General features: G+C 72.3%; 10 protein-coding genes, 1 tRNA gene and 1 other RNA gene. 1 reads left to right on the forward strand and 11 read right to left on the reverse strand.

The features are described from left to right. Positions 1 to 211: 211 nt before the first annotated feature. The 4 genes from J8N05_RS05320 to ffs all read right to left on the reverse strand — a co-directional run bounded on the left by J8N05_RS05320 (position 212) and on the right by ffs (position 6,641). A complete protein-coding gene (locus tag J8N05_RS05320) occupies positions 212 to 2,083 on the reverse strand; it encodes a M48 family metalloprotease (protein WP_247706666.1) in 1,872 nt (623 codons plus the stop codon). Between the two features lie 380 nt (positions 2,084 to 2,463). Next, complete coding sequence (gene purD / locus J8N05_RS05325; RefSeq protein ID WP_210881307.1) at positions 2,464 to 3,723, reverse strand: phosphoribosylamine--glycine ligase; 1,260 nt, start codon at positions 3,721 to 3,723, stop codon at positions 2,464 to 2,466. Between the two features lie 253 nt (positions 3,724 to 3,976). Continuing rightward, positions 3,977 to 6,415, reverse strand: a complete 2,439-nt coding sequence (locus tag J8N05_RS05330) for a DNA polymerase III subunit gamma and tau (protein ID WP_210881308.1) — start codon at positions 6,413 to 6,415, stop codon at positions 3,977 to 3,979. A 127-nt stretch (positions 6,416 to 6,542) separates the two neighbouring features. Then, positions 6,543 to 6,641, reverse strand: an RNA gene (gene ffs / locus J8N05_RS05335) — signal recognition particle sRNA small type. Between the two features lie 71 nt (positions 6,642 to 6,712). Here ffs and J8N05_RS05340 point away from each other — a divergent pair. Then, a tRNA-Ser gene (locus J8N05_RS05340) sits at positions 6,713 to 6,800 on the forward strand. Between the two features lie 62 nt (positions 6,801 to 6,862). Here the strand turns inward: J8N05_RS05340 and J8N05_RS05345 are convergent. The 7 genes from J8N05_RS05345 to traB all read right to left on the reverse strand — a co-directional run bounded on the left by J8N05_RS05345 (position 6,863) and on the right by traB (position 13,794). Then, a complete protein-coding gene (locus J8N05_RS05345; RefSeq protein ID WP_210881309.1) occupies positions 6,863 to 8,140 on the reverse strand; it encodes a tyrosine-type recombinase/integrase in 1,278 nt (425 codons plus the stop codon). A gap of 82 nt (positions 8,141 to 8,222) precedes the next feature. Then, the gene (locus J8N05_RS05350; RefSeq protein ID WP_210881310.1) at positions 8,223 to 8,441 is read right to left on the reverse strand and encodes an excisionase family DNA-binding protein; all 219 of its coding nucleotides are present in this window, start codon (positions 8,439 to 8,441) and stop codon (positions 8,223 to 8,225) included. Between the two features lie 189 nt (positions 8,442 to 8,630). Beyond that, positions 8,631 to 9,866 (reverse strand): DUF3631 domain-containing protein, encoded by a 1,236-nt coding sequence (locus J8N05_RS05355; protein WP_210881311.1) that lies wholly within the window; start codon positions 9,864 to 9,866, stop codon positions 8,631 to 8,633. Next, entirely contained in the window at positions 9,863 to 10,216 is a 354-nt protein-coding gene (locus J8N05_RS47225) for a hypothetical protein (protein WP_247706155.1), read from the reverse strand. The genes J8N05_RS05355 and J8N05_RS47225 overlap by 4 nt, the downstream gene beginning before the upstream one ends. Then, on the reverse strand, positions 10,213 to 11,127 hold the full coding sequence (locus tag J8N05_RS05365) for a bifunctional DNA primase/polymerase (RefSeq protein ID WP_210881312.1): 915 nt from the start codon (positions 11,125 to 11,127) through the stop codon (positions 10,213 to 10,215). The genes J8N05_RS47225 and J8N05_RS05365 overlap by 4 nt, the downstream gene beginning before the upstream one ends. Positions 11,128 to 11,217: 90 nt before the next feature. Next, a complete protein-coding gene (locus tag J8N05_RS05370) occupies positions 11,218 to 11,529 on the reverse strand; it encodes a hypothetical protein (protein ID WP_210881313.1) in 312 nt (103 codons plus the stop codon). Positions 11,530 to 11,700: 171 nt separating this feature from the next. Continuing rightward, positions 11,701 to 13,794: a plasmid transfer protein TraB gene (traB, locus tag J8N05_RS05375; protein WP_247706156.1), complete on the reverse strand. Its 2,094-nt coding sequence runs from the start codon at positions 13,792 to 13,794 to the stop codon at positions 11,701 to 11,703. Between the last annotated feature and the right edge of the window lie 3 nt (positions 13,795 to 13,797).

Here is a 13,797-nt window from a genome sequence, read left to right on the forward strand (position 1 = left end):
ACCGTTCGTTGCTAATTGCCTGCGGTGAGTGGGGAGATGGCGGGACGGGGGCCGTCCGTGACGTGCGGGCCGGTGGGGGCTTGTCGCGCGGTTCCCCACGCCCCTGGGTGGGATGGGGTGCGGGGGGCCTTGGCGGCGTGCGGGTCGGTCGGGGGTGAGCGTGTGGGTGCTCGCGCGGGTACTCGCGCCCCTTGTCGGCGGGGGCTTCGGGTCAGACCAGTCTGACCGGCTTCTCCGGTCGTACTCCCAGGTCCAGGAGCCAGGCGCGCAGGGGGCCCGGGTCGCCCTCCTCGATGAGGCTCAGGACGCGGGGGCCCAGGTCGGCGGAGCGCTCGCCGTCGACGAGGAGCGACGGGCCGTCCAGCCAGTCGAGCCCCGGCATCGCCCCGGCCGTGTCCATCGCCGCGCAGCAGACCATCGCCGTCACATGGTCGCCGAGCAACTCGCGTCCCGTCCGCGGCGGTTGCAGGGGGAAGAGCGGCAGCGCGCCGTCGTCCCAGAGCGCGAGGTCGGGGCCGCCCTGTCCCGCGGCAGCCGCGGAGGGCGCCGGGGACGCCGTCGGACCGGCGGTCGTCGCGGCCTCCTCGCGTGCCAGCTCGGCGCTGAGCACCGCCGCGAGCTCCGCGCTCCGCTCGGTCGCCGGAACGCCGTCCTCGTCGCTCTCCGGGCCGCCGTCGGCCTCGTACGCCGTCGCGCCGATGTCCGTGCTCGTGCCCGTGCCCGTGCTCGTGTCCTCGGTGGCGTGCCGCCCGTCCTCCGGGAGCGGGGGCGGGGGCGCTGCCGACGTCGACGGCGACGGCGCGGAGGACGTCAGGTGGTCCATCACGCGGTCCAGCGTCGGGCCCTCCGGCTCCGATGCCCCCGGCCCCGCGGGGCGGCTCACGCCCAGCCCGTCCAGTACGCGATGGAGCCGTGCCGCGTCCGTGCGCCACTTGCGGTCGACGACCTCGTCCGGATAGTCCGCCCAGTCGACCGGGGCCCAGTCGGGACCGGTCTCGGCGGGGCCGCCGTGGAAGAGGCGCGCGGCCAGCAGGGACGTCGCCTCGTCGATCGCGCCCGGCTCCTCCAGGAGATCGCAGGCGGGCCGTTCGCCGAGCCGGGAGGTGAAGCCCTCGGCCAGCCGGTCACGCCGGGACAGCTCGGTGAGCGCCGCGACGACACCCGCGTCGAGCCGGGACGGCCACCGCCCCATGCGCCAGGCGGGCAGCGCGACCCTGGTCAGCAGCCGGTCCCAGCCCGCGTACGCCAGGCCGACCTGTTCCTGCGCGACGATCCGCAGCCCGTAGTCCACCGTCTGGGCACGCTCCGCCGCCGCGGTCGCCACGCCCCGCTCCATCTCGGCGGCGTGCACGCGGCAGCCGCGCAGCATGATCCTCGCCACCCAGCCGGCCATGCCGAGCACCAGGCGGGTCAGCGGTCCGCGGGTGGACGCCGAGGTCACCGCCACGGCCGCGTCGAGACCTCGTACGAAGCGCCGGGCCGCGGCTATGTCGGGGTGCGCCGAAGGGCCCGTACCCGCGACGACCGGGGCGAGCACGGCCCGCAGCTCGCCGACCCGCATCCACCACAGGAAGGGGGAGCCGATGACGAGGACGGGCGCGGCGGGCGCACGCCGGTGTGCGGGGCCCAGGCCCCGGCCGCCCTCCATCTCGTCCTCGGACTCCGGGCGGGGCGGGGCGTGGGCCGGGTGGGTGCGGTCCTCCAGCCAGCTGTCGCAGTCCGGGGTGAGCGCTATCGCGGAGGGCGCGGGCACTTCGAGGCGGTCAGCCAGGTCCCGCACCATGCGGTACAGATCCGGCGCCGACTCCTCGGCGACCGGGACCGTGGGGCTCATGGCGGGCCGCGCACGGGCGACGAGCAGCGCGACCCCCACCGCGCAGAGCAGCACGAACACGGCGAACCCCGTCACGACCGCGCGCACCACGCCCCAGCCGGGGCCGTCGATGTGCCCGGTCGACCCGCCGACGAGCAGGACGACGGCGACGGCCGCGGGCAGCAGGGCGACGGCCAGCGCCCTGCTGCGGATGCGCAGCACGGCGAGAGCCCGTGAGCGCGCGGTGTGCGCACCCAACTCCACTCCCATACCGGACACGACCGGTGTCACCCCCTACTGCCCGCCCGACGTGTGCATACCCAGCCACCGCCGGCGGACGTCCATTGCGTTGCTCACTCCCCCACTGTGGCACCCGCGACTGACATCGCAATGCCGGTGGGCCAAGTGCCGGAACGCTTTGCGCCGCACCCTAGTTGGGGCCCCGGCCGTCGTCAGCCGGATGGGGGATCGGTCACTCGATGGAATGGCTTTGGCTAGAGGTGGCTGACGAAAAGGCCCCGGATCCTGTGCCGGATCCGGGGCCCGAAGGGGCTGTACGGGTACTGCGCCTGCGCTGGGCGCGGGCTGCGCAAGGTGTCGCACGGTCGGGGACGGTGCAGGTGAAAGCCCGTAACCGAGGGTTACTTCGGTTACTCCGCGGCGGCTTCCGCGACCTTCGCCGCGATGTCCGTACGGTGCTGGGAGCCGTCGAGGCGGATCCGGTCGACCGCCCTGTACGCGCGGGTGCGGGCCTGGGTGAGGTCCTTGCCGCTCGCCGTGACCGAGAGCACGCGACCGCCCGCGCTGAGGACGGCGTCGCCGTTCCGCTTCGTACCGGCGTGCAGGACGTACGCGTGCGGGGCGTCCTCGGCCGCCACCTCGGCGAGACCCTCGATGGGGTCGCCGGTGCGGGGGGTGCCGGGGTAGTTGTGCGAGGCGATGACCACGGTGACGGCCGCGTCGTCGCTCCAGCGCAGCGGTTCGAGGTCGGCGAGGGTGCCGTTCGCGGCCGCGAGGAGGATGCCGGAGAGCGGCGTCTTCAGGCGGGCGAGGACGACCTGGGTCTCGGGGTCGCCGAAACGGGCGTTGAACTCGATGACCCGCACACCGCGCGAGGTGATCGCGAGCCCGGCGTACAGCAGCCCGGAGAACGGGGTGCCGCGGCGGCGCAGCTCGTCGACGGTCGGCTGCAGAACGGTCTGCATGACCTCCTCGACCAGCTTCGGATCGGCCCACGGGAGGGGCGAGTACGCGCCCATGCCGCCGGTGTTGGGGCCTTCGTCGCCGTCGAGAGCGCGCTTGAAGTCCTGGGCCGGCTGCAGCGGGACGACCGTCACGCCGTCGGTGATCGCGAAGAGGGAGACCTCGGGGCCGTCGAGGAACTCCTCGATGACCACGCGGTCGCAGGCGTTGGCGTGGGCCGCGGCGGCCGCCAGGTCGTCGGTGACGACGACGCCCTTGCCGGCGGCGAGCCCGTCGTCCTTCACGACGTACGGGGCGCCGAAGGCGTCCAGTGCCTCGTCCACCTCGGCGGGGGTCGTGCAGACGTACGAGCGGGCGGTGGGGACGCCCGCGCCCGCCATCACGTCCTTGGCGAAGGCCTTGGAACCCTCCAGCTGGGCGGCCTCCTGCGAGGGGCCGAACACCGGGATGCCCGCCTCTCTCACGGCGTCGGCGACCCCGGCCACGAGGGGCGCCTCCGGGCCGACGATCACCAGCTCGGCGCCGAGGCCCGTGGCCAGCGTGGCCACGGCCTTGCCGTCGAGGGCGTCGACCTCGTGCAGCTCGGCCACGTCGGCGATACCGGCGTTGCCCGGGGCGCAGTGCAACGCGGTGACGTCGGGGTCGAGGGAGAGGGAGCGGCACAGGGCGTGTTCGCGGGCACCGCCGCCGATTACTAGGACGTTCACGGGGGTCAGCGTAGCGGGGTGCCTGGCCGGCGGGGGATTTGGTGACGGGCAGCTGGCAGCTGGCAGCTGGCAGCTGGCAGCTGGCAGCTGGACGGTAGGGCGTCCGTGCCGGGTGCGTGTGCGTGTGCGGGTGCGGGTGCGTGGGGGCTTGTCGCGCAGTTCCCCGCGCCCCTTGGGTGGGTGGGGGCGGGCGGGGTTGGTCGGTGGGTCTGCCTGGGTGGACCGTTGGTCGGTCCGTCGGTCGGTCCGTCGGTCAGTCGTTCGTGAACTCTTCCAGGACCGTCGCTCCCAGTTCTCGGACGATCAGTTCGTGGCCGGAGAGGGCCGACTCGTCGAGGTCGGGATCGTCGTCCTCCGGGGTGTCGTCCTCCGGCGAGATGGGAGGCGGCTCCTGGGCGGCGGGACGGGGCGGGGGCTGGTGAGCCGACCCGGACGAGGGCGCGGAGCCGGATGCGGACGCCGGGCGGTTCTGGGACGCCGGGGAGGACGGTCCGGGCGCAGGTGCCGGAGCCGGGGCCGCGGGCTGTTGCGGGGCGGGGCGGGGCGCGCCCGTGCCCTGAGCGGCGCCGCCGCCCGACCCGTACCCTCCGCCGCCGGTGCCGCCGCCGTAGCCACCGCCACCCAAACCGCCGCCGGGTGCGGGCGGGGCCGCCGAACCTCCGGAAGGATCGATGACCGCCTCGATCTTCCAGGTCACGTTGAACAACTCGGACAGCGCCTGCCGCAGCACCTCCTCGCTGCCGCTGCTCGCGAAGTTGTCCCGCGCTCCGACGTTGACGAAGCCGATCTGGAGGGTGGTGCCGTCGAAGCCGGTCACCTGGGCGTTCTGACTGAGCAGGATCCAGGTGAAACGGCGCCGGTTCTTCACCGCCTCCAGGATGTTCGGCCAGAGAGTGCGGGGGTCGGGCCCACCGCTCGGAGGAGCGGAGAACGCGCCGGGACCCGCGGCCCCCTGCGAAGGAGCGACGGAGGCGGGGGCTTGGGAGTGCCCGGACGCGGCGGACGCTCCGGACGGGGGCTGTCCTCCGCCCGCGGCTGTCGCGGTCGGCCAGCCGCCCGGCCGCCGTCCGCTGCCCACGGCCGTCGCGGTGGGCCAGGCACCGGCAGCCGGGCCGGACGGCTGCTCCGCAGCGGGGGCGGGGGCGGCAGGCGCGGTCGGACCAGGGCTGGAACTGGAACTGGGAGCAGGCTCGGCGGGAGCGGGCGGAGGCGTGTACGCGGCGGCGGGCGCTGCCGGGACCTGGGCAGACCCGGCCCCCACGTCACCACCGGAACCGAACCCGGAACCGGAGCCAGGAACTCCGGCCCCTTGCCCCACTCCTCCACCGCCCACTCCTCCGCCGCCCGCGCCTCCTCCCCGCACGGCGGCACGGGCGGCGGCGGCCCCGCCGCCCTGCATCCCCGGGTGCCCGGGCTGCCCCGCAGGGGCTCCCGCATGGGCTCCCGGGTGGGCGTCGGGCCCGGGCACGTAACCGACGGCAGGCCCGCCGACCCCGCCCCCAAGTCCGGCCCCTCCGCCGCCGCCGCTGAAGTTCACACCGCGCTCGATCCGGTCGAGGCGGGCCATGACGGACCGCTCGTCCCCGTAGGCCGTGGGCAGCAGCACGCGCGCGCAGATCAGTTCGAGCTGGAGGCGGGGCGAGGTGGCCCCCCGCATCTCCGTCAGACCGGCGTTGACGAGGTCGGCGGCGCGGCTCAGCTCGGCGGCGCCGAAGACCCCGGCCTGGGCCGTCATCCGCTCGACCACGTCCACGGGGGCGTCGATGAGCCCCTTCTCACCGGCGTCGGGCACGGCCGCCAGGATCACGAGGTCCCGCAGCCGCTCCAGCAGGTCGGCGACGAACCGGCGGGGGTCGTTGCCGCCCTCGATGACCCGGTCGACGACCTCGAAGGCGGCGGCGCCGTCGCCCGCGGCGAAGGCCTCGACCACGGAGTCGAGCAGCGACCCGTCCGTGTACCCGAGAAGGGAGGTGGCCATGGCGTACGTCACACCGTCGTCCCGGGCTCCCGCGAGGAGCTGGTCCATGACGGACATGGAGTCACGCACGGACCCGGCGCCGGCCCGCACGACGAGCGGAAGCACGCCGTCCTCGACGGGCATGCCCTCGCGTCCGCAGACCTCGCCGAGGTACTCCCGCAGGGTCCCGGGGGGAACGAGCCGGAACGGATAGTGGTGCGTACGCGAGCGGATCGTCCCGATGACCTTCTCGGGCTCGGTGGTGGCGAAGATGAACTTGAGGTGCTCCGGCGGCTCCTCGACGACCTTCAGCAGCGCGTTGAAACCGGCCGACGTGACCATGTGGGCCTCGTCGATGATGTAGATCTTGTACCGGCTGCTCGCGGGCCCGAAGAAGGCCTTCTCGCGCAGGTCACGAGCGTCGTCCACACCACCGTGGGAGGCCGCGTCGATCTCGATGACGTCGATGGACCCGGGACCGTTGCGCGCGAGATCCCGGCAGGACTGGCACTCTCCGCACGGTGCGGGCGTGGGCCCCTGCTCGCAGTTCAGACACCGCGCGAGGATGCGCGCACTGGTCGTCTTCCCGCAGCCGCGCGGCCCGCTGAACAGGTACGCGTGATTGACCCGGTTGTTCCGCAGCGCCTGCTGCAACGGGTCGGTGACATGCTCCTGCCCGATGACCTCGGCGAACGACTCCGGGCGATAACGGCGGTACAGCGCGAGGGACGACACACACACGAGGTTATAGGCGCCCACTGACAACGGGGAACGCCCACCGACTCCGGCCCACCCGGCCCCACCGACACCGGCCGACGCCCTCGGGCCGACCCGCCCGGATCAGCCGCTGTTCCACCCCGCAAACGCAAGCGCCCCCCACGCACCCGCCAGAGCCAACCTACCCTTGCTGCCTTCCGGCCCTGGGGGAGTTCAGTCAGATAGCGCCACGTGAGGGGCTGCGCACACAGTACCCGATCCGAGCGGGGGGAACGAGTTCGCGAGCACTGCTCAACGTCTTGTATTGTTTGCCCCGGAGGATTCGCCTAGTGGCCTAGGGCGCACGCTTGGAAAGCGTGTTGGGGGCAACCCCTCACGAGTTCGAATCTCGTATCCTCCGCCAGTGCCTCACCGGGCACGATGTTGAAGGGCCCCACCGTTCGCGGTGGGGCCCTTCGACGGTTCTCAGCTCCCGTTGTCCTGGTTTTTGTCCACAGCGGGTGCCGCGGGCCCCCAGATGGCATCGGCGATCTTCCGGGCAACGTCCTTGAGCATGGCGTCCGGCACGTGCAGATAGCGCGCCCGCATCCGCGCGGAGGTGCCCGGCTCCCACCCCATGATCTGATCGATGACCCGGGCCGGGACCCCGAGCAGCATGAGCACGGTGGCCGCGGTGTGCCGAGCGTCGTGCAGCCGGCCGTCCCGCACCTGTGCGTCCGCCAGGAGCCGCTTCCAATCGTGATAGTCCGTGTTCGGGCTCAACGGGCCACCCAGCGCCCTGGTGAACACGTAGTCCGACTCAATCCACAGGTTGCCCGCGGTCTTGCGCTCGCGCGCTTGTACCTCGGCATGCGTGCGGAGCATGGCGACCAGCGGGCCCGGCAGAGGCACCGCGCGGCGGCCTGCGCGGGACTTGGTGTTCTTCGTCTCGCGCCGGACCTGCTTCCGGCCCGGGCAGTACCCCGCCTTGCGGCCGCACGGCGAGGCTTCTGGGCACCCGTGCTCGTACCGGGGGCGCAGACGGTTGCGGCGCAGCTTGAGGTACTCGTTGTCCAGGTCGACATCAGACCAGCGCAGTCCGAGCGTCTCGCCCTGTCGCAGACCGAGCGCAAGTGCGAGCATCCAGCGAGCGCTGTTCCGGCGCTTGTTCACCTCGATCAGCAGACTCTGTACCTCGTCCAGCGAGTAGGGCTCCACCTCGTCCTCTGCCTCTTCCATCCGCGGCGGCTTGGCCAGCGCGGCAGCATTCTTCGCCACGTGGCCGCGGCGCGCTGCCTCTCCGAGGGCGGTCCGGATTGTGCGGTGGGCCTGGTGAGCCGTACCGGCCTTGCTCCCGCTCTTCTGCATCCGGCGGTAGAGGCTTTCCAGGTGCTCGGGCTCCAAGCGGTCGATGCGGTGCTTCCCGACACCGGGCACGAGGTGCACGCGCACGGCCACCTCATAGCCGTCGTACGTGTTCTCGCTCACGGTCGGTTTGGCGATGTTCTCGACCCAGTGCCACAGCCACTTGTCGACGGTCCACGGCTTGCCAGGTTGTTGTGCCGAACCCTCGTCGCGCTGCTTCTCCAACTTGCGCACTTCGTCCACCAGTTCCTTGCGCGTCGGGCGCGTCAGGTGTCGGCGGTAGGGGGTCCCGTCGTCCTTGTAGCCCATCGGGACGCGAGCATGCCAGCGCTCGTCTTTCCCGAAGTAGATGGCGGATTCGCCGTTGGCGCGGCGGGTGCGCTTCTTCTCTTCTGCCACAGCCAGACTCCTGTTTTTTGGGTACCGAGATCCGGGCGCGACGGACTGTCCTGTCCGGGACAGTCCGCCGCACAGGGTGCGGTCAAGCGGCTCGTTGGGCCGCTCGTTGACGGGCGACGTATTCGGCGGGCGCGTCCGCGGGGACTCGTCGGAGCCGGCCGACGGGGATGGACTCCAACTCTCCTGAGCGGATGAGCTGGTAGCAGAAGGTGCGGCCGACTCGAAGGCGGCGGGCCGCCTCTTCAACGGTCAGCAGCACGAGGGTGGGGTCGAATGCGTCGGCGGGACGGGCCGTTTCCATTCGGGTGTTGCTCCTTCGTCGCGAGGGGAGGAGCGGGGGCCCGTCGGCCCCCTTCTGGGGTATCCGCCACGTCCGCCACGCCGCCACATCGCAGGTCAGAGCCTTGATCGTGTGGCGGATAGCGGTTTTGTGGCGGATGGGTGCCGCCACACCTGGTGGGTGTGGCGGCTTACAGAGCGGCCGGTCTGGTCAGCCGGTGAGGATCGGCTGTGTGGCGGTTTCCGTAGACGTGTGGCGGATGGCTGTGGCGGTATCCGCCACGGATGCACCCCCGCTGACCTGGGGTGTGGCGGACGTGGCGGACGTGGCGGATTCTCCGGGGGGCGGGGAGCAGTACCGGATCCAGGCGTCCGTGAGGTCTTCCGCGTAGTAGCCCTTGGGAAAGCCGGAGGGGGTGCGGATGCCGCGCGGTTTGATCGGCTTGTTGGCCGGGGTGACGTACTGCCCGAGCAGTCGGGCGAGGGTGCGGGAGTTGATCGGCTTGTCGTCCAGGTCGCCCCATGGGGCGTCGTCCATGCGGAGCAGGCATTCGATGATCGCGGCGGTGGGCATGCGGTCGTCTCCGCAGAACACCTTGTCGCGCAGGTCGGTCAGCAGCCGGACCCCGAGGGAGGCTTCGTCGTTGTCGTGGGACGCGCTGATCAGTTCCAGGCAGGCGGTACGGGCCCGTACGGGCCAGTCCCCGCCGGCTGCGTCCGCTACTGCGAGCAGGGGTTCCCACACATCGGCGGGCCGGTCGGAGACTCCCTCGGGCAGCTCCGGCCACGCGTTGGCGACCTGGTCGCGGACGGTGTCGGCCCATTTGGCGAGTCGGTCGCGCAGGGCGTGGCCCTGCTTCTCGTGGGTGCGCTGCCGGTAGGGCTCCACCTTCTCGTTCGGGGCGCGCTTGCGCATGCGGACGATGACCGAGCGGGTCAGCACGGTGTCCGGCAGGGAGCCGATGCCCGCCATGGCCACGGCGCAGTAGGAGTTGAAGATTTGCGCGGTCTGGTTGGAGCCGTCTCCGACGCAGCGCAGGGCGCCGCCGATGCGCCGGTAGCCGGCGTTCAGGAACCCGCGCAGGGCCTCATCCGCTCCTGCTTTGGGGCCGAAGATGGTGTCCACCTCATCGAAGAGGACCGTGGGCAGTCCCTCGGCCGAGTCGACCAGCCGGTAGAGGGCGTTGGCGGATGCGGACACCGTGGCGACCGGACGGGGTGTGAGGGTCTCTACGATCTCCAGGGCTCGTGACTTGCCCGATCCCGGTTCCGGGGACAGGAACGCGATGCGGGGCGTGGTCTCGAAGCAGTCGATCAGGTGGGCGTGTCCGTCCCACAGCGCGACCGCGACGTAAGCGGCTGCGGTGGGGAAGATGTTGAACCGGCGGTGGAAGGCTTCCACCTCGTCCAGCAGTACGGCGCCGTCGATGGGGTCGGGTGCGGTCATGCGGCGGCCCTCCCTTCCTGGGGGGTGCGGAGCGGGCAGGTGTCGCGGTGCGCTTCGTGGTCGGTGATCAGCGCGAGCACCTTCGCGCGGCCCACGGCGCTTCTGTCTCTGCCGCACAGGCATTTCGAGGTGGCGGTGGGGACCGCGCCACGGGGCGCGACGATGGACAGCCACGCCACGGGGTACCGGCCGTCGCCCCGGTGCTGGTCAGGACTAACAGCAGTGCGGACGCCTTCGGCGACGACCTTCGGCGCGCTAGGGCCGGTCGCGGGTGCGGCCGGTTCGGCGGGGCCGGTCCCGGTGGGGGTACCGGGGCTGCTTTTCAAGAGGGGGATGGGGTGGCTGGTCATGCGGCCGTCCTCGGGCGGCAGGTACGAATCGACCAGTCCAGTGCGCTGCGGATGGTGGTCCGGCACTCGGCTGCGGTGAGTCCGGCAGCCTCGCCCTCCTCTTGAAATGCGTCTTCGACCACGTGGCGGGGGATGTCGCCCCATGCAACGAAGCGGCCCAGGGCGCGTGCGCTCTCCAGAAGCCGGATATTGCGGGTGCCCTCCGGTGCCTGCCGCACGTTCCTGCGCCCCCAGGTGAGAGCGGCATCTGCGGCCCGCCCGGTGCGCGCCACTGTCGGTGTGAGTGGGATCGGGGACGTGGTGGATGGGTGCGGCGGGATGAGCAGGGCCAGTAGTCCCGGGGGCAGGGGGTTGATCAGCGCGGGTCCTGCGACCTCGTACGTGTGGCCGTCGATGGTGCTGCCGGCTGCGACGACGTAGCCGCCCCATGCGCGGGTGTCGACCAGCGGGGCGAGAGTCCCGGCGGTGTTGTGTAGGCGGACCGCGGTGGGGGCGGTGAAGTACAGGTGACTGCCGCCGCTCGCGGTCCGGATCGTGCGGGTGCGGGGTACGGGCTGCCCGGTGCGCTCGCAGAGCGCCTCAAAGGTCGCCGCGCCGTCAGGCGCGTCCGCACTGCCGTTGTCCTGGCTCTTGGGCTTGTCCAGGTCGACGACAACCAGCCCGGAGGGGCCCGTCGCGATGCCGACGTTGAACGGCGCCTGCGACCATGCGGCACGGATGCGGTCCGGGGTGGTCGTGGCGCGCTGCTCCCACTTGCGGTGCCCGCTCGCGCACGGGCCGGTGCGGGTGCATGCTTGCTCGCTGTGCAGCGCGGGCCGCTTCGTGCCAGGGCGCAGGGGAAAGACGTACCAGCCGCGTTCGGCGGCGCGGAGTGCTGCGGACAGCAGCACGGTACGGGGGACATGGGTCATGCTGGAGACCTCCAACAGGTCTGTTGTGGGCTGGTTGGGCCGGGGCGACCGCGAATCTTTGGCGAGATGGGGCGGTCGCCCCGGGCGTAGCTAGAGGTGCTTGGTGCGGGCGAGTCGGAGGGTGACTCCTCCGAATCCGATGGGTCCGGCGGCCCCGGCGATGACGGTCGCGGTGTGGGCGGCGGCATCGAGCAGCGCGCACAGCGCGACGACCAGCCCCCACCCACCGAGGGCGACGGCCCCGGCCACGGCGAGCGCGGTCATGATCCGGCGCCACGGGAGGGTGGTCGGGTGGGTGGTCGGGACGACGATGACGACCGGCTGCCCGGTGGCTTCGGCGCGGCGGTAGGCGTCGGCGGGGATGTGCGGGGCGATGATCCCCGGCGGATCGTGATGGGTCATTGGAGCCTTCCTCGGGTGGGGCGCGCGCTGGTGTCCGCGGGTGCTGCGGGGGCGCGTGCGGGTGAGGTGTCAGGCGGGTGTCACAGGGGTGTCAGGGACGGGTGTCAGGGCGCGTGACACCTGCGCCTGCCTAGGGGTTTGGGTGTCACGGGGCCGTGACGGTGTCAGGTGTCACGCGGGTGTCAGGGAGGGGACGATGCGCCACCGGCCGGTGGTGTTCGTCGGGGCGAGTCGGCCCTCCGCGGCTGCCTCCGCGAGCTTCTTGGACACCCATGGGCGGGAGAGGTTGTGGCGGTCGCACCAGTCAGACAGGTCCTTGGGACCGATGATCATCTGCCCGTTCTCTTCGAACTCCGCGAGCGCCTCCGCGAGCAGCCGGCGGGCTTCTTCCCCCTTCGGCTTGCGGCCGGTGCCCTCTCCGAAGATCGGGGCGTCGTCTCCGGTCTGCGCCGCGGGGAGTTCCTCCTCCGGGTCGATCTGCTCGTCCTCGGGGTCGTGCCGCGGGGCGTCGTCCATGTCGTCGTCCTCCGGGTCGACCGCCGCGAGTGCGGCATGCGGTGCGCCGTGCCCGTCCCCGGGGACCGGCCGGCCGCTGTAGGCGTTGCCCGCGATGGATGCGGCGGCCCCGGCGGTGATCGGGTCGGCGGTGGCGCCGTTGCGCTGTGCCCACGCGGCGACGACTTCCATGAGGGACACCGAGCGGTGGGTGAAGGCGCGGGTGCGCCCCGGGGAGGCGTAGCGGTCCTCGGGCACGCCCGTGCTCACGAGGTAGCAGTAACCGGGCTTGCGGTTGCCCCACGCTCCCGGGTGCGCGCCCGCGTCCAAGACCCGGTCCGGGAGGGAGAATCCCTCGTCGCGCGGGTCGCAGCCGAGTGCGATCACGGACGGCAGGGCGGCGCGGGTGCTGGTGGACATCTGGTCGTAGGAGGGGCGCTGCAACGAGACGATCAGGGAGACACCCGCGGAACGGGCCTCTTGCGAGATCCCGGTGAACGCGTCGTCCCCGAGAGCCCGCAGGGTGCTGGCGGCCTCTTCCATCCAGGCCACGAGGAACGGCATCCCCGCGCAGCCGCACGCGGTGCCGTCCGGCCGGCAGGAGTGCTGGGGGTCGTTCTGCTGCTGGGCTGCCTGCGGGAGCCACTGCCGGTAGGAGTGCTGCCCGAGCCAGCGGGTCCGGGCAGGGATGACCTCCTGCAACGCTTCGACCATGACTTCGGTGGGGGTGCCGCCCTCGGCTGCCCAGTCGATGCCGGGGAGCAGGGGGCGGAAGTCCTGGAACATCTTCGGGTCGGACAGCCACAGCAGCACGTCGGAGCGGGAAAGGATCTCCGTCTGGAGATTCAGGGCGGTGTCGCCCTTGCCGGAGCCGGAGCCGCCGGCGATGAGCACGTGGGTGCCGTTGCGGTCGGCCTCCGGGTCGCCGGGCAGCCACAGGTGCATCGGCGCGCCGTCGTCGTACCGGCCGAGGAGCAGCGGGTCCGCGATGGAGCCTCCGAGGTTGGAGGGCCCGTCGTATTCGACGAACTCGGCAAGCATGTCCTCGGGGACGATGACGAGTTCGCCGCGGCGCACGGAGTCCGGGTCGGGCTGGTAGCGCACCGCGGAGGCGGGCAGGTCCAGCGCGGACGCGAGCAGTCCGAGCGCCTTCGTCACGTCGTCGTTGGTCTGCTCCCCCGCAGCGAGCGCGATGGGCGCGGTGACCCGGTTCGGCTCGACTTTCGCCGTGCCGATCTGCGCACGGGCCAGACCGATCTTTTCGAGCAGTCCCTTGTCGCCGCCCTGCCCGCTCGCTTCCCCGTCCGGGGTACGCAGGATCATCCGCACGTTCCACGACAGGGCCACGACCGGCCCGCCCATCAGATACAAGTCGTCCAGCGGTCCCGCGAGCGGCCCGGCGAGGCACGCCCCGGTCACCCACGCGGAGCCCGCGGCCACAGTGATCGCGGAATGCAAGCGGCGCTGAGCGGAGGTGTTGCGGCCGACCCACCAGGTGACGCCCGTGAGGGCGACGGAGGCGAGGGTGAGACCGACTCCGGCCGGAGCGCTCTCCCCCCACCGCCAGTTCCCCAGCGCGCCCGCGACACCCGCCGCGCCGACTCCCAGCCACGGCGGCAGATGCGGCTTGGCCCGGTTGAGGAGGTACGCGCCGATCCCACCCCCGGAGCCCTGTCCGGGGAGGAGACCCTCACCCCGGTAGTCGGCGACGATGCCGTCTCCGAGGTAGTCGGTGTGCCGCACGTGGCGGCGGTTGCTGTTCCTTGCCATGGT

This window comes from Streptomyces liliiviolaceus, assembly GCF_018070025.1.
In the GTDB taxonomy this organism is placed as follows: Bacteria; Actinomycetota; Actinomycetes; order Streptomycetales; family Streptomycetaceae; genus Streptomyces; species Streptomyces liliiviolaceus.